The sequence below is a fragment of the Flavivirga aquatica genome (genome assembly GCF_001747085.1).
Lineage (GTDB): Bacteria > Bacteroidota > Bacteroidia > Flavobacteriales > Flavobacteriaceae > Algibacter_C > Algibacter_C aquatica.
The window spans coordinates 565,241-581,115 of sequence record NZ_MDJD01000054.1 but is presented as its reverse complement, the minus strand read 5'-3'; the positions used below and the strand labels follow the sequence as shown (position 1 = coordinate 581,115).

15 protein-coding genes are annotated in these 15,875 nt (G+C 28.8%); 9 read left to right on the top strand and 6 right to left on the bottom strand.

Annotated elements, in window-relative coordinates; translation table 11 throughout:
- The 3 genes from A8C32_RS16810 to A8C32_RS16800 all read left to right on the top strand — a co-directional run bounded on the left by A8C32_RS16810 (position 1) and on the right by A8C32_RS16800 (position 3,522).
- Positions 1-1,317, top strand: a complete 1,317-nt coding sequence (locus A8C32_RS16810) for an ABC transporter permease (protein ID WP_069831557.1) — start codon at positions 1-3, stop codon at positions 1,315-1,317.
- Between the two features lies 1 nt (position 1,318).
- Positions 1,319-2,152, top strand: coding sequence for a mechanosensitive ion channel family protein (locus A8C32_RS16805; RefSeq protein ID WP_069831556.1), 834 nt, complete (start codon positions 1,319-1,321; stop codon positions 2,150-2,152).
- A 206-nt stretch (positions 2,153-2,358) separates the two neighbouring features.
- On the top strand, positions 2,359-3,522 hold the full coding sequence (locus A8C32_RS16800) for a sigma-54-dependent transcriptional regulator (protein ID WP_069831555.1): 1,164 nt from the start codon (positions 2,359-2,361) through the stop codon (positions 3,520-3,522).
- An 88-nt stretch (positions 3,523-3,610) separates the two neighbouring features.
- Here A8C32_RS16800 and A8C32_RS16795 read toward each other — a convergent pair whose 3' ends face one another.
- On the bottom strand, positions 3,611-4,363 hold the full coding sequence (locus tag A8C32_RS16795; RefSeq protein WP_069831554.1) for a hypothetical protein: 753 nt from the start codon (positions 4,361-4,363) through the stop codon (positions 3,611-3,613).
- Positions 4,364-4,484: 121 nt separating this feature from the next.
- On the opposite strand from A8C32_RS16795, the gene A8C32_RS16790 reads away from it, so the two are divergent.
- The 3 genes from A8C32_RS16790 (at position 4,485) to A8C32_RS21180 (ending at position 7,742) form a co-directional block, all read left to right on the top strand.
- A complete protein-coding gene (locus A8C32_RS16790) occupies positions 4,485-5,363 on the top strand; it encodes a PPK2 family polyphosphate kinase (protein ID WP_069831553.1) in 879 nt (292 codons plus the stop codon).
- Between the two features lie 228 nt (positions 5,364-5,591).
- A complete protein-coding gene (locus A8C32_RS16785; RefSeq protein WP_069831552.1) occupies positions 5,592-6,995 on the top strand; it encodes a M20/M25/M40 family metallo-hydrolase in 1,404 nt (467 codons plus the stop codon).
- Positions 6,996-7,370: 375 nt separating this feature from the next.
- Positions 7,371-7,742: a LysE family translocator gene (locus tag A8C32_RS21180; RefSeq protein WP_240491774.1), complete on the top strand. Its 372-nt coding sequence runs from the start codon at positions 7,371-7,373 to the stop codon at positions 7,740-7,742.
- 177 nt (positions 7,743-7,919) lie between these two features.
- Here the strand turns inward: A8C32_RS21180 and A8C32_RS16775 are convergent, their stop codons facing one another.
- Entirely contained in the window at positions 7,920-8,474 is a 555-nt protein-coding gene (locus A8C32_RS16775; RefSeq protein WP_069831551.1) for a phage tail protein, read from the bottom strand.
- A 185-nt stretch (positions 8,475-8,659) separates the two neighbouring features.
- The gene (locus A8C32_RS16770; RefSeq protein ID WP_069831550.1) at positions 8,660-8,857 is read right to left on the bottom strand and encodes a hypothetical protein; all 198 of its coding nucleotides are present in this window, start codon (positions 8,855-8,857) and stop codon (positions 8,660-8,662) included.
- A 939-nt stretch (positions 8,858-9,796) separates the two neighbouring features.
- Here A8C32_RS16770 and A8C32_RS16760 point away from each other — a divergent pair.
- Positions 9,797-10,528: a sensor histidine kinase gene (locus A8C32_RS16760; RefSeq protein WP_093455673.1), complete on the top strand. Its 732-nt coding sequence runs from the start codon at positions 9,797-9,799 to the stop codon at positions 10,526-10,528.
- On the top strand, positions 10,518-11,195 hold the full coding sequence (locus A8C32_RS16755; RefSeq protein ID WP_069831547.1) for a response regulator transcription factor: 678 nt from the start codon (positions 10,518-10,520) through the stop codon (positions 11,193-11,195). Before A8C32_RS16760 ends, A8C32_RS16755 begins: the two co-directional genes overlap by 11 nt.
- Before the next feature lie 123 nt (positions 11,196-11,318).
- Here A8C32_RS16755 and A8C32_RS16750 read toward each other — a convergent pair whose 3' ends face one another.
- Positions 11,319-12,125, bottom strand: coding sequence for a hypothetical protein (locus A8C32_RS16750; protein WP_069831546.1), 807 nt, complete (start codon positions 12,123-12,125; stop codon positions 11,319-11,321).
- A gap of 325 nt (positions 12,126-12,450) precedes the next feature.
- Here A8C32_RS16750 and A8C32_RS16745 point away from each other — a divergent pair, with 325 nt between their 5' ends.
- Positions 12,451-13,008: a hypothetical protein gene (locus tag A8C32_RS16745; RefSeq protein WP_069831545.1), complete on the top strand. Its 558-nt coding sequence runs from the start codon at positions 12,451-12,453 to the stop codon at positions 13,006-13,008.
- A 384-nt stretch (positions 13,009-13,392) separates the two neighbouring features.
- Here the strand turns inward: A8C32_RS16745 and A8C32_RS16740 are convergent, their stop codons facing one another.
- Together A8C32_RS16740 and lysA are read right to left on the bottom strand one after the other, a co-directional pair.
- A complete protein-coding gene (locus A8C32_RS16740; RefSeq protein ID WP_069831544.1) occupies positions 13,393-14,316 on the bottom strand; it encodes a sterol desaturase family protein in 924 nt (307 codons plus the stop codon).
- A gap of 141 nt (positions 14,317-14,457) precedes the next feature.
- Positions 14,458-15,693, bottom strand: a complete 1,236-nt coding sequence (lysA, locus tag A8C32_RS16735) for a diaminopimelate decarboxylase (RefSeq protein ID WP_069831543.1) — start codon at positions 15,691-15,693, stop codon at positions 14,458-14,460.
- Between the last annotated feature and the right edge of the window lie 182 nt (positions 15,694-15,875).

Genomic DNA, 15,875 nt, shown 5'->3' with positions numbered 1-15,875 from the left:
ATGAACCATTTATCACTCATTATAAAACGTGAATATTTAACTAAGGTTAAAAATAAATCGTTTATAATTATGACAGTTTTAAGTCCTATAATTTTTATAGCACTTATAGCTGTTGTTGCTTATTTATCACAATTAAATAATGATAAAGTACATGTCATTTCTGTTTTAGATGAGTCAAACTTAGTAAAAGATATCTTTGAAAGCTCAGAAAAAACGACTTATAATCTTTTTGAGAATAATATGACTTTAGAAGAGGCTAAGGCACTTTCAAAAGAAAGCAATGCATACGGGTTGTTGCATGTTGATAAAATAAGTGATGTGAAAATGGCATCAAATCATATCACGTTTTATTCTGAAGAATCTCCATCATTAACTGTAATTTCAGATTTAGAAAGGCAGTTAGGTAATAAGTTAACTAATATTAATCTTAAAAAAAATAAAGTAGATATCGCAATGATTAATGCTTCAAAGGTTAGGGTTAATATTGCTCAAGAGAGTTTTGAAGGAGAGAAGACTTCGAAAACAGATAGTTTTGCAAAATTAGCTTTTGGTATAGCGGCAGGTTATTTATTATTCATGTTTATTATTATTTACGGTAACATGATTATGCGTAGTGTTATTGAAGAAAAAACAAGTAGGATTATTGAAGTAATTATATCATCTGTAAAACCCATTCAATTAATGTTGGGTAAAATTATAGGCACCTCTCTTGCTGGGATTACACAGTTTGCCATATGGATAGTTTTAAGTACTGTTTTAATGGTTGTAGTTTCTGCCTTTATAGGGATAGATATTTCGAAAGTGCAAACGCCACAACAAGAGCTTATGCAACAAGCCATGGAAACTCCAGAATTAAATATGAAAGTACAAGAAGCAATAATTGCTTTTTATAATTTGCCTTTGGCTAATTTAGTGGTAGCTTTTGTTTTCTTTTTTATAGGAGGGTATTTACTATATAGTTCATTATACGCAGCTATAGGAGCTGCAGTAGATAATGAAACAGATACACAGCAGTTTATGATGCCTATTATTATGCCTTTAATGTTAGCCGTATATATTGGCATCTTTACAGTTATAGAAGACCCGCACGGAACAGTATCTACAGTATTCTCATTTATACCATTAACATCACCAGTGGTTATGCTTATGCGTATACCATTTGGAGTACCATTGTGGCAACAATTATTATCGTTATTAATTTTGGTTGGCTCATTTATTTTTACCGTTTGGTTTGCTGCAAAAATTTATCGAGTTGGTATCTTAATGTATGGAAAAAAAGCAAGTTATAAGGAACTTATTAAATGGATAAAGTATTAAAATGATTGAATCGATTCAAAAGTTTTTATCAGAGAGTTTGTATAATTCCGATGGGGTAGAAGTAACCATAGGAACCATTTTAATTTTGGTATTAACATTGTTTTTTACTCATGTTTTACTACGCTTAGCTAGAACTATGGCAAGCAAGAGGTTAAAGGAAGACGATAAAAATCGCTTTAAAACGGTATTTACTTTTTTTAAATATATTATATTTTTAGTAGTCATAGTAACGACTTTAGATGCTTCGGGTGTAAAAGTAACAGCATTATTAGCAGCATCTACAGCGTTGTTTGTAGGCCTTGGTTTAGGGATGCAAAAATTATTTCAAGATATTATTTCTGGAATATTTATTTTAATAGATGGTACTATCACTGTTAATGATATTATTGAAATTGATGGAAAAGTAGGGAAGGTGACACATGTTAGTTTAAGAACAACAAAAGCGATAACCAATGATGATAAAATATTAGTAATACCCAATCATAAATTTTTAAATGAAATTTTATATAATTGGACTCAAAATAATGAGGTAACAAGAGAATATGTAGATGTTGGCGTTGCTTACGATGCAGATATAGATTTAGTAAAAGCGTTACTTTTAGGTATCGCATTACAAGAAGAAGCTATTTTAAGTAAACCAAGTCCAGCCGTATTTTTTGAAAACTTTGGAGATAGTGCCTTGGAATTTAGGCTACGTTTTTATGTAAACGATAGTTTTAATGGATTATTAATAAAAAGTGATTTACGTTTTAAAATATATGAAAGCTTTAAAGAAAATAATATAACAATCCCATTTCCTCAAAGAGATGTTCATGTTGTTCAAAAGCTAAGTTAAATTTTAAATTAATATATAATATTTAGTATGTTTTTTAATTTGGGTATGAATATTGTTTAAGTACCTACTTAGTAGCATATATGTATAGAGGTAACATTAATCATATAAAACAAGTATGTTGCGAAATTAAAATAGAAATAAAATTTTTAAATAAACGATGTAAGTACGTTTTATTTAAGAACTAGACTTAAATATAAAATATAAATATGTCAAAAATATTAGTAATAGAAGATGAAGCTGCCATTAGACGTGTGCTTGTTAAAATTCTTTCAGAAGAAAATGATACCTATCAAGTAGAAGAAGCAGAAGATGGCTTATTAGGAATTGAAAAAATAAAAAATGAAGATTTTGACTTAATACTTTGTGATATTAAAATGCCAAAAATGGATGGTGTAGAAGTATTAGAAGCTGTAAAAAAGATTAAACCAGAAATACCTATTGTTATGATTTCAGGACATGGAGATTTAGATACAGCTGTAAATACAATGCGCTTAGGTGCTTTTGATTATATTTCAAAACCACCAGATTTAAATCGTTTACTTAATACCGTTCGTATTGCTTTAGACCGAAAAGAATTGGTTGTAGAAAACAAAATTTTAAAGAAAAAAGTAAGCAAGAAATATGAAATGATTGGTGAGAGTGAAGCTATTTCGCAAATCAAGGATATTATAGATAAAGTAGCTCCAACAGATGCCAGAGTTTTAATTACAGGCCCAAATGGTACAGGTAAAGAATTAGTTGCACATTGGTTACATGAAAAAAGTGATAGAGCAAAAGCTAATTTAATAGAAGTAAACTGTGCTGCAATACCGAGCGAGTTAATAGAAAGCGAATTGTTTGGTCATGTAAAAGGCGCTTTTACAAGTGCTAATAAAGATAGAGCAGGAAAGTTTGAAGCAGCAAATGGGGGTACCATTTTTCTTGATGAAATAGGAGATATGAGTTTACCAGCACAAGCTAAGGTTTTAAGAGCATTACAAGAAAGTAGAATTCAACGTGTTGGTAGTGATAAAGATATAAAGGTTAATGTACGAGTTCTGGCTGCAACAAATAAAGATTTAAAAAAAGAGATAGCAGAAGGTAGGTTTCGTGAAGATTTATACCATAGACTAGCCGTTATTCTAGTTAAAGTACCAGCTTTAAATGACAGGCGTGATGATATTCCTTTATTGGTAAAACATTTTTCAGAAAAGATAGCAAGCGAGCAAGGAAGTGTGAAAAAAATGTTTTCAGATAAAGCTATAAAATTACTTCAAGAATATGATTGGACAGGAAATATTAGAGAGCTTCGAAATGTAATTGAACGTTTAATTATTTTAGGAGGAAAAGAAGTAAGCGAAACTGATGTCAAGTTATTTGCGAGTAAATAATATAGATAATATAGATAAGTAAAATAAAAAATAAGCCCCATAAAATAACTATTTTATGGGGCTTATTTTTTATTTTAAAAAGTAATTATTACTTGCATGCATTTAGTTTTGATAAGTATTTTGAAGCTAATGCTTTAAGATTAGCTATGTAGTGTTTTTTAATATCTTCAAAACTTTTTTCAGAAATATCACTAGGCGAAGTAATATTGTTAATAGCTTGTTGCTCACAATCACAATCATCTAAAGATTTATTATACATCTCAATGTTAGATGTAAGGACATTTTCATAAGAGAGAATTAATTCTTTCTTTTCAATTAACAATGCTCTTTCTTTTTGTTCGGCTAGTCTAGATTTTATTTGTTCAGCTTTAAGTAATAGAGCTTCTTGTTGTTGTTGTAATTTTAACTGTTCTTGTTGTAATTCGTCAAGGTCATTACTATCTTCTGTAGAAGATGCTGTGCCTTCATCACTATCACTAGCTATAGAGCATTTATCAATTTCAATAACACATTCCTTACTAAGTTCTCTAGCACGTTTTACAAAAAAACGTCCGTCTTCATAAGTTTCAGCATCATCAACTTGTACTAATAACTTCATGCTTTTATCAGCCAGTTTTTTTGCTTCAACGCAATCACAGATATCTAATTCTGTTTGTGCAAGTTTAAAAGACTCGACAGATCTATTAGCATAATATTTTAGATGACTTATATTATTAGCTTCGTAGGAAGTTTTAACATGTGAATATGCACTAACTAAGTAAGCATTGGCATCATCACAGTGTACTTGTCCATTAATGGTTAAAGAAGCTGTAAATAAGAATAATAGGATAATTTTTTTCATGTAATTAGGGATATTGTGTAAATAAGAGTCGCAATTTATTAAAAAGATTATACATATATGTGTTATTCATCGAAATTATGGATTCACTATATTTATAGAATATTATTAATTATCACATACTATGGAAGAAATAAACTTGAATAATTTTAAAATCACTTCTAAAATAAATCTATCAAAACAACCAACAAAAATAAATTTAGGAGCAAATAAAAAACATATTGAAGGCGAGTTAAAAAGCGTAAGAAGAAAGTTAGGTAAACTTCAAGACACGTTATATGCACACAATAAATATGCTGTTTTAATTTGTTTGCAAGGTATGGATACTTCTGGGAAAGATAGTTTGATACGCGAAGTTTTTAAAGATTTTAATGCACGAGGTGTTGTTGTACATAGTTTTAAAGTACCTACAGAGTTGGAGTTAGAACATGACTATTTGTGGAGGCACTATATAGCATTACCAGCAAGAGGAAAATTTGGAGTTTTTAATAGAACACATTATGAAAATGTTTTAGTTACACGTGTACACCCTCACTATATTTTAGGAGAAAATATACCAACAGTAAATTCTGTAGAAGTTATTAATGAGGTTTTTTGGGATAAACGTTTTGAACAAATCAATAATTTTGAAAAACACATAACAGAAAACGGAACCATAATATTTAAATTCTTTTTAAACCTATCAAAAGAAGAACAAAAGAACAGATTACTTCGTCGCTTAGAAAAACAAGAAAAAAACTGGAAATTCTCACCAGGAGATTTAAAAGAGCGTAAACTTTGGGATAAATATCAGGAATGTTATGAAGATGCAATAAATAGAACATCTAAAGCACATGCTCCATGGTTTACCATTCCAGCAGATGATAAACCTACTGCGCGTTACTTAGTGGCTAAAATTATTTATGATACATTAAGTACTTATACAGATATTAAAGAGCCAGAACTCAATAACGACATTAAAGCAAATATTGAATTATATAAACAACAACTTAATAAAGAGTAGTTTTTTGGCGTTTTAACACGCTTTCCGCTATATCTTTTTAGCAAAACTATCCTGAACAAATTCAGGATAGTTTTGCTAAAAAGGATGCCGCTTCAATCGTTAACGCATAAAGGCTCCTGCTTCTTAACACAGTTTTATGCCTTTGTTAAGGTTTGTTTTTTTACAGAAACACTATCTTTAAACTTAAATTCCTAGTAGTTGTATGAACCTATTTAATAAACTTAATAAATGAAAAAATATATTTTTCTTATAATTCTATTAATTTCTATATCTGTTTCGTCTCAAACAGATCAAGAAATTTTAAAAAAAATATACACACAATCATTAACCAATGGTAAAAGTTACCATTGGTTAAACCATTTGTCAAATCAAATAGGAAGTCGCCTATCAGGATCTTTAGGAGCAGAAAGAGCAGTAGCTTATACAAAAGAAGAACTTGACAAATTAGGATTAGATAAAGTATGGCTACAACCAGTAATGGTTCCTAGATGGGTTAGGGGAGCAAAAGAATATGCTTTTATAGAAACAAGTCCAGGGAAAACCACTACAGTTAATATATGTGCACTGGGAGGCTCGATAGCAACTCCAGCACTAGGACTAAAAGCAAATGTTGTTGAAGTTAAAAATTTTGAAGACTTAGAAGCTTTAGGAAAAGATAAAATAGAAGGTAAAATTGTGTTTTATAACAGACCAATGCAAGCCGATTTAATTAATACGTTTGCTGCTTATGGAGGTTGTGTAAACCAACGTTATAAAGGAGCAGTAGAAGCATCAAAATATGGAGCAATTGGTGTCATTGTACGTTCAATGAATTTACGTTTAGACGATTTGCCACATACAGGAAGTATGACTTATGCAGATACTTCTATAGATAAGCGTATTCCATCTGCAGCAATAAGTACTAATGATGCTGAATTGTTAAGTACTATGTTGAAATTGAATAGTTCTATTAAATTATATTTCAAACAAAGCTGTAAGCAACTTAAAGATGTACAATCTTATAATGTTATTGGACAAATTACAGGAAGCGAGTATCCTAATGAATATATGATCGTTGGAGGACATTTAGATTCTTGGGATTTAGGTGACGGTTCGCACGATGATGGGGCTGGAGTAGTACAATCTATGGATGTTTTAAGATTACTAAAAGCATCAGGAATTAAGCCTAAACGAAGTATTAGAGTTGTGCTATTCATGAATGAAGAAAATGGATTACGAGGTGGTAAAAAATATGCAGAGGTCGCAAAACAAAAAGGAGAGAACCATGTTTTTGCTTTAGAAAGTGATTCAGGAGGGTTTACACCTCGAGGTTTTAGTTTCGATTGTAACGATGCCAGTTTCAATCAAGTATTAAGTTGGAAACCATTATTTAAACTTTACTTAATTCATTATTTTGAAAAGGGTGGAAGTGGAGCAGATGTAGGACCGCTTAAAACAGACTCAAATGTACTTGCTGGCTTACGACCAGATAGTCAACGGTATTTCGATCATCATCATGCTAGTAATGATACATTTGACGCTATAAATAAGAGAGAGTTAGAATTAGGAGCTGCAACCATGACCGCTTTGGTATATTTATTTGATAAATATGGAATCAATCCTATCTCAAATCAAGAAACAATTAAGGATTAATTAGTTGATGTCACGGGAGATAAAAACTAAAAAATCAAGAATAATTTATTTTTAATAGTATTAAACTATACTTAAATGACTAAAAAAAAGTATAAATCTACAGTAGATAAATTAACCTTAAAAAATGATACTTGTTAATGATTTATTAGTATTAGCATCATTAATTATGGTTCTGTCTCCTGGATCGAATATGATTTATTTAATTTCTAGATAATTATCACACGGAAAAAAGGCTGGAATCATATCTCTTTTAGGAATAATGAGTGGGTTTTTATTTCATATATTAATGGTTTCTTTTGGGTTAACTGCTATTTTCTTTGCAGTACCTTATCATATGTAGCAGTTAAATTTTTAGGTGTTGGATAATTATTTTATTTGGCTTATAATACTGTCATTTCGAAAAACAAAATATTTGATGCCGATAAAAATTTGAAATCAGATATGCCTCTTAAACTTTTTAATATTGGATTATTAATAAATGTTCTAAATCCAAAAATGGCTGTGTTTTATCTTTCATTTTTTTCACAATTTATAAAACTTGAATATGGTTCGATTTTAAGTCAAAGTTTTCAACTCGGAATTGTTCAAATAATAAGTTTTTCGATTAATTTTTTGATTGTAATATCTGCTGCTAAAATGGCGAATTGGTTTTCTAAAAAGTCAATTTGGTTAAGAATCCAAAAATGGTTTATGGCTTCTGTATTGACTGTATTAGCAGTTAAGATGGCATTAACAAAAACAAAATAAAATCGTAATAATACCAATATAAAGTACTAGCCTAGTTTTCAAAGGTGAGATTCCATTTTTTAATTATCTTATAATGATGATTTTTTGGTATTGAATTATTGATAATTCCGATACAATTATCAATAGTTCAATACCAAATATTATGATAGATACGCTATAACGTAATGTTAATTTTTATTAACTTCTAGAAGGAAAAATACCTTGTAAAGCAATAATATAGTTCACTCCTAAGTAAGGGTTTCTTATTGAAAAAGGACGGCTGCCCCCCGTATTACTAGTGTTTCCTGTAATATTTACAGAATCAGCTGCCATAGTTCTATCAGTGACTTTGTCATTATATGGTGTGTCAGTTGGAGAGATACCTATGTTTCTTCCTGCTGGTTCATCAGAATACCCATCAACTTCATTAACAGAAACAGATCCATTTAAAGTACTCCCACTATGATTATGATTTGGTAACTCATTAGTTGTCAGTACAACAAGTTCACTGCCCCCTCTTTGGCCTAATCTAACAGGAGATAAACCAGGACCTGTTCCTTCATGCATTGCTATTCTACCTCTTAAATCTGGTAAAGCAAAGGTAGTCCTACCATCACCACCATAGGTTGTTCCTAAAAGTGAAAATAAAGCCGTGTTTTGTGCGATTGGTAATAATTGCCCGTTACAAAGTGCCCAACCTCTCGGGGCAAAATTACCAGCAAACATAATAATTTCTGCTAAAAATGGTTCCATAATGTTTATTTGATTAAGTGTTATAAATTTGTTTAAAGACTAAATTCTGGTAAGGATATTAAAAGCATAGAGCCATTATTTGTAGAAATAGTACAAGTACCATAAGTATCAAAAGTAGCTGTAAGTTCTCCTTGACCTTCATATCTATAATAAGCGTCAATAGTACTATAGCGTACTAGAACTCCCTAAGTTTCTGTAGGCTCTGGGTAGCCTTCTAATTTTTTGTCTCCTAAATCAATAAAATTTATTTCATTCATTCCAGGAATTGTTAAATATAGAGAACCTTGATTATCAAAAACAAAGCTTTTACCTTGTGTAACTATAACTCCATTAGAGGCACCAATGTCTCTAATGTAATCGTTTTTAACTGTTAAATTATACATATACCGCTTTTAAATATTGGTTATTTACAATAGTATAATTAACTTACTCTTTTTTTTAACGCTTATTTACTTACAAATGAAAACGGGTATTTTTACCTGTTTTTAAATTTGTACTATTTTATCTAAAATAAATGGTCTAATTTTAAATATTGTTAACCGGTATTAAAGTGATGAGTGATAATGGCACTATTAGCATTAATATGCTAATGGCTAATAGAAAGGATAGGTTTTTTGTTTAACATTGAATTAAAATATGATTGAAAGAGTTTTTTTACTGCTAGGAAGTGTATTTCTTTTAGTTAACACTATTTTATATTTTAGGGCTTACAATAAAAATATAAGTCTTAAAATATTTACTTTCTACTTGTTAACTGTTTTAGTTGTTCAACTTGTGTTTAATTATTTGTATATAATGGGAATTAATAACCTTTTTCTTTCTCATTTTTATTTCATTTTTCAATTTGTTTTTTTGAGTTTATTTTATTGGAAATTATTTAAAACTTATAAAAACAAAAGAATAGTAGAAATTGTTTTTATAGGTATTATGTTGATACTAGCATTTCAATATGTAAAAACTCCATCTATTTATTTTAAGTTTAATTTGTTAGAAATAATATTAACATCATTGAGTATCGTTTCTTTTTCAGTTATGTATTTTTATAATGCTTTAACAGAAAAAATAGAATATGCTTATGTTAATTATGGTATTTTTATATATCTTATAAGTAGTACTCTTATATTTTGTTCAGGGAATCTTATTAATGTCTTAAATTCAACTATGAATAGATTATTTTGGATCCTTAATTCAGTATTATTTATTGTTTATCAGGTTTTAATATTTATTCAATGGCATAAAATTTTTAAATCAAAAATATAATTTAATTGGAAGACAATTCGCTGATAAGTATTGTAGGTATAAGTATCTGTTTATTAATAATAATGGCTGTCACTTTAATTTCATTCTTTCATCATACTAAAAAAAAGATTATAGAAAAAGAAATAGAAAAGGTAAATATTAAATTGAGTCATCAAAAAAAGATATTACAGACTACTATCAAGGTACAGGAAGCAGAGCGCAATAGAATAGCACAAGATTTACATGATGCTATTAGCTCTAAACTTAATGTTGTAAGCTTAACGACGCATGTATTACTTGAAGATATTAGCCTTAATGATAAACATAAGGAAGCCTTAAATCATATATTAAACATTACCACTAAAACTATAGAGAGTTCTAGGAAAATAGCTCATGAATTAATGCCTCCTATATTAGATAAATTTGGATTAAAAGTAGCTTTAGAAGAGTTGTTTGATGAATTTACATCAAACACCGCAATTAATATAAATTATAAGATTGAAACTATAGATAATTTAAGTAAATCTAATGAATTGCATATTTTTAGAATAACACAAGAGTTAATAAATAACTCATTAATTCATGGAAAAGCAAAGCAAATGCAAATTAAACTTATTAAAGAGAATGGAGGGTTTGAAATGACTTATAATGATAATGGAGGAGGCTTTAATGTCTCTGAAATAAAGAGAAAATCTGGACTAGGATTACAAAATATAAAAAGTAGAGTGGCTATTTTAAATGGAGATCTTTTGATAAAAAGTTCAAAAAAAAAGGGTAGTACATTCATTATAAACTGTTGCAATTATGGAGCTTAAAATTACAATAGCTATAGCAGATGATGAATTGTTATTTAGACAAGGACTTATATCTATATTAGGTAAAGAAAAACAAATTGATATTCTTTTTGATGCCAAAGATGGTGATGATTTAATGAGTAAACTTCGGAAAGCCAAAGTTTTGCCAGAACTGGTTATTACAGATTTAAAAATGCCCGGACTTAATGGTGTTGAAGCTACAAAACTTATTAAAAAAGAATTTCCTTGTATTAAAATAATAGCTTTAACTAGTTATTTTAGTAAACCATTTATTGTTAATATGATTTCCATTGGAGCTGTTGCTTATTTGGCAAAAAATAGTACACCAAAGTTAATGTTAACAACTATTAAAGAAGTTGCAGAAAAAGGGTTTTATTACGATCCTCAAGTTATTAAATTTATACATGAAGGTTTGCTAAATCAAAATGATGATCATGTAAAATCTAGCTTTGATACTACTTATTTTACAAAACGAGAAAAAGAAGTATTAGATCTTATTTGTAAACAGTATACAACAAATGAAATAGCAGAGTTTTTATTTATTAGTCCTAGAACTGTTGAAGGGCATCGTAATAATTTACTTTTAAAAACAGAATCAAAAAATTTAGCTGGACTTGTCGTTTATGCTATTCAAAATAAAATAGTCAATTTAGAAGAAACATTTTGATTCTACGCATAATTATTCTAGTAATAAATTAAGACTAGGTTTAATAAAAAATAAAATAAGGATGGTTACATTTCTAATAATCATCCTTATTTATTTTATAAGCTTAAAGGCAAAAATCAAACTTTAATTATATAAATCATCCATTTTTTTATCACACATATTCGGACATGGAGTAGTAAGGTCAAGAGCATAAGTTCTATTAGTTTGTTTTGAAAGTTTATTATCTAAATTACCGCTTTCAAGAAAAACTGTAGTCATTTTGAATTCTTTATTTAATCCTAAAAATAACTCAATATTTGAAGACTGATTTTTATTAACTAAAAACTCAATAGCTTCTTTATGTATTGTGAATGATCTAATTCTAATAGCATCATAAGACACTTTAGATTCTAAAGTAGATAAATCTTTTAGAGCATTTTCCCAAGCTACAATATAGTCTACAGCACTACTAAGAGCAAGTATGTGCTTTTTAGCAGATTTATTTGTTACTTTTTTTAGTTTAGCAGCAAAATTAAGAGTACTAATATTTTTATAGTTTTCAAATTTAGTAGAATTTAAAGTTATTTTACCTTTTTGAGGGTTTGGTAGTTTCATTTCATCAGCAGTTAAACCATAGACTGTAATTTCTAGTTGATTATTTTTTACGCCTAAGTAAAATCGAAAATGTTTAAGTTGATCATTTGCTAAATTCTGTTTAAAACCTTCCTTGCTAAAAGTATAAGAGAATGATTGATCTTTAAATTTAGAAAATAAAGTGCTTAAGTTTGCAGATTGCCACGCCTCAAAAGTGTTTTGTTTTTGCTGTTTTAATACTTGATTTGTTTCTAGGGAATTTTCAGATTTTGTTTCTTCAGAACTACATGCGTTTACTAAAAAAATAAGGGACATAAAAATAAAAATAGATAGTGTTTTTGTGATTAAATGTTTCATGATTAAAAGATTAGTTTATGTAAATTAATACCTACAATTTAGTGATTTTATTCGAATAGTATTACATTAAATCAAAGCATTATTTTTTTTAAAAAACTTAATTTTAAACATAAGACAGTCAGTAGTTTATTTTTAGACATCTGTTGTTTCTTTTTCTTTTATGAATAAGATGTGCTTTAATTTAGATGAAAATTAATAATTTGGTTAGGTTAAAAAGGAGTGTAAGTGTTATTACATATCTTTGAAAATTCTAAAAATTAAGAATAACAGATAAAATAGATACTTGTTACTTATCAAAATTGTTAAATAAAAGAATAATAAAATTATGAGAAATATATGTATAGTATTTGTAGCTTTTTTATTTATGAATCTCAATGCTCAAAATGTAACTAATAAAGAATTGCCTTATTATGAAATTACTGAGTGCCCCAAAACTTATACAGCAGGAACAGTAGCAGCAAGAATGATTGATGGTTTGGGCTTTAGATATTTTTGGGCTACTGAAGGATTACGTGATGAAGATTTAGTATATAAAATAAGTGAATCTAGTCGTACAAGTGCTGAAACTATTGAACATTTACTAGGGTTATCAAAATTTATTCTTGGTTCAATATCAAAATCAGAAAGAAATAACACTGAATTGGAACTTTCGTTTAAAGAGAAACGAGAACTAACCTTAAAAAACTTTAAAAAGGCAGCAGATATTTTAAGATTTACTAAAAAGGTTTCTCAATTTGATAATAAATTTCCATTTTGGAATATTATTAATGGTCCCATTGCAGATGCACTTTGGCATTGTGGACAAATAGTAATGCTTAGACGTGGATCTGGTAATCCGTTTAATTCAAAAGTTAGTGTGTTTACAGGTAAATTAAGAGAGTAACTCTTTTGTTTTGCAAACAGCTTAACCACCAATTTATCTTTATTATTTGCTTTATAAATGTTTTACAAGGGAAGTAAAGTAGATCAATAATACCTGTTCATGCTATATAAACTACAAAAAGCGAATAAGCATAGTTTATCAAGTATACATTTTTAAATACATCAGTAGTTAATATCATATCTTTCCATTATCCTCCAAAAATTAAAATACCAATAATGGCAATCTCTAACATGATCTAAGCCATAATAAGCATAACAAGACCCTTAAAATATCTATAGATTCTATGCAACTTGTTTTTATTTACATGAGTCTTTTTAGTTTAAAAGATAGGTAATAGTCAGGGTCAGGACGAGTTCAATAACTAAAAGCGAATATGTCAATAAATTACTTTACTTTTTTGTTTAATCTTTGTTGCTGTTTAATAGTCAAAGAGCTTCCGTCATGACTCCAACCAGGAGCAGCAAAGGCATACATGAATTTATGGTACCAATTTTTAGATTTTTTCATATCATTCCAAATATCTTTATATTCATGAGTGAGTATAATTAATGGATTATAAGAATTGGGAGCATGGGTAACTCCATATTTTATTTCAATGTTTTCATCTAATGCTTTCCAAGTACCAAATATTTTATCGAAGATATTTAAAAAGCCTCCATGATTTTTATCCATATACTCAATATTTTGAGCATGATGTACTTGGTGCATAGTGTGCGTATTAAATATTTTTTCTATAATCCCTAGCTTCGGTACAAAAACAGAATGCAGTTGAAATTGCCACAAGGCTTCAATACCTAAACAAACCACAACCATTTCTGGAGGGAAGCCAAGAGCTGGAATCCACATATAGAAAAAAGGTTTGTAAAAAATAGTAAACCAACCATTCCTTACTGCAGTACCTAAATTAAAGTTGTTTGATGAGTGGTGAACAATATGTGCAGCCCAAAGAAATCTTACATTGTGATTTTGACGATGGAACCAGTAATAACTAAAATCGTCTAATAATTGACAAATTACCCAGATGTACCAAGCATAACCAAAGGATTTCCATCCCATAATGTTTGTTCTAATACCGTTTATCTCCGGGTTAAAAACATCATAAACATAATTAAAAAGTACAATGGCAGCAATCGTTTTTGTAAGAGGAGCTATAATTGTAGAGCCTATTCCCATTAAAAGGCTAGCGATTAAATCTTTCTTATTATATAAATCTTTTTTGTCTTTATGGTGTTTGCTATACGTTAACTCAAGTAAGATTAACCCAAGGAAACAAGGGACTCCATACACTAATGGATTTGTAAAACTCATTTAAATATATTGTTATGTTCCAAAAGTAGAACGATTTTCTTAGTATCTATTACTAAAACTGTCTTTTTTAAAGAAAATTCCTTTTAATACTATATATATAGCATTAAAAGGAATTTATATAAAAATATGAGTATAAGAATGCTATTTTGTTAAAGCAGTTTCTTTTTTAGAGGTAAAATCTATTTCTACTTGATTATTCAAAATATCCTCAAACGTTTCTCTTTTTCTAATTAAGTGCGCTTTTTTATTGTACCATAAAACTTCTGCGGGTCTGTATCTAGAATTATAGTTACTAGCCATCGAGAAGCAATAAGCTCCTGCATTTTTAAAGCATAAAATATCTCCTTCAGTAATTTCATTAATACGTCTGTTATTTCCAAAAGTATCTGTCTCACAAATATAACCAACAACGGTATAAAAACGCTCACGACCTTTAGGGTTTGAGATATTAACGATATCATGATGGGATCCATAAAGCATAGGGCGTATTAAGTGGTTAAAGCCAGAATCTACCTGAGCAAAAACTGTTGATGTCGTTTGCTTTACAGCGTTTACTTGAGTTAAAAAACTACCAGATTCACTAACTAAAAATTTACCTGGCTCAAAAGCTAAGGTTAAATCTTTACCATATTCTTTACAGAATTTATTAAATCTAGCAGAAAGCTTTTTTCCTAGTTCCTCAATATTGGTTTCTATATCTCCTTGTTTGTAAGGGACTTTAAAACCAGAACCAAAATCAATAAAATCTAAATTTTTGAATTGTTTTGCTGTATCAAATAATATTTCACTAGCATATAAAAATACTTCAATATCCAAAATATCACTACCAGTATGCATGTGTATACCGTTAATAGTCATTTTAGTGTTTTCTACAATACGTAACAAGTGGGGTATTTGATGAATAGATATACCAAACTTAGAATCAATATGTCCAACAGATATATTAGCGTTTCCACCAGCCATAACGTGTGGGTTAATACGAATACATACAGGTACTTTAGGGTGCTTTGTCCCAAATTGTTCTAATATTGATAAATTATCAATATTAATTTTAACTCCTAATTTAGCAGCTTCTTCAATTTCTGATAATGAGACACCATTAGGCGTAAAAATAATTTGATCTGGTGAAAAACCAGCAGCTAAACCTAGTTGTACTTCTTGAATAGAAACAGTATCAATTCCAGAACCTAATGTTTTAAAGAGTTTAAGTATAGATATATTTGACAATGCTTTAACTGCATAATTAAGCTTTAATTTCTTAACATTTTTAAAAGCATTTGTAAGCCTTTTATACTGATTTTCAATTTTTTCAGCATCATAAACATAAACTGGACTCCCAAAATCTTGTGCAATTTTTAGCAATTGATTTTCTAACATAATTTTCAAATTTTTGACAAAGATATTTTTTTAAAGAATATAAAAAATAAATCAACAAAAAATTATACAAATTAAACAAAATGTTAATTATTTAACTTTTGGAATTCCCTTCGAATTATTGAAAGTTTTAATAATTAAATATTAGGGTAAGTAAACCCGATTATTTACATTTGTGTTTCTTA

Bases quoted from the DNA above. Each gene is read 5' to 3' on its own strand.
- A8C32_RS16810 (WP_069831557.1), top strand. From the start codon at position 1: ATGAACCATTTATCACTCATTATAAAACGTGAATATTTAACTAAGGTT.
- A8C32_RS16805 (WP_069831556.1), top strand. From the start codon at position 1,319: ATGATTGAATCGATTCAAAAGTTTTTATCAGAGAGTTTGTATAATTCC.
- A8C32_RS16800 (WP_069831555.1), top strand. From the start codon at position 2,359: ATGTCAAAAATATTAGTAATAGAAGATGAAGCTGCCATTAGACGTGTG.
- A8C32_RS16795 (WP_069831554.1), bottom strand. From the start codon at position 4,363: ATGAAAAAAATTATCCTATTATTCTTATTTACAGCTTCTTTAACCATT.
- A8C32_RS16790 (WP_069831553.1), top strand. From the start codon at position 4,485: ATGGAAGAAATAAACTTGAATAATTTTAAAATCACTTCTAAAATAAAT.
- A8C32_RS16785 (WP_069831552.1), top strand. From the start codon at position 5,592: ATGAAAAAATATATTTTTCTTATAATTCTATTAATTTCTATATCTGTT.
- A8C32_RS16775 (WP_069831551.1), bottom strand. From the start codon at position 8,474: ATGGAACCATTTTTAGCAGAAATTATTATGTTTGCTGGTAATTTTGCC.
- A8C32_RS16770 (WP_069831550.1), bottom strand. From the start codon at position 8,857: ATGTATAATTTAACAGTTAAAAACGATTACATTAGAGACATTGGTGCC.
- A8C32_RS16760 (WP_093455673.1), top strand. From the start codon at position 9,797: ATGGCTGTCACTTTAATTTCATTCTTTCATCATACTAAAAAAAAGATT.
- A8C32_RS16755 (WP_069831547.1), top strand. From the start codon at position 10,518: ATGGAGCTTAAAATTACAATAGCTATAGCAGATGATGAATTGTTATTT.
- A8C32_RS16750 (WP_069831546.1), bottom strand. From the start codon at position 12,125: ATGAAACATTTAATCACAAAAACACTATCTATTTTTATTTTTATGTCC.
- A8C32_RS16745 (WP_069831545.1), top strand. From the start codon at position 12,451: ATGAGAAATATATGTATAGTATTTGTAGCTTTTTTATTTATGAATCTC.
- A8C32_RS16740 (WP_069831544.1), bottom strand. From the start codon at position 14,316: ATGAGTTTTACAAATCCATTAGTGTATGGAGTCCCTTGTTTCCTTGGG.
- lysA (WP_069831543.1), bottom strand. From the start codon at position 15,693: ATGTTAGAAAATCAATTGCTAAAAATTGCACAAGATTTTGGGAGTCCA.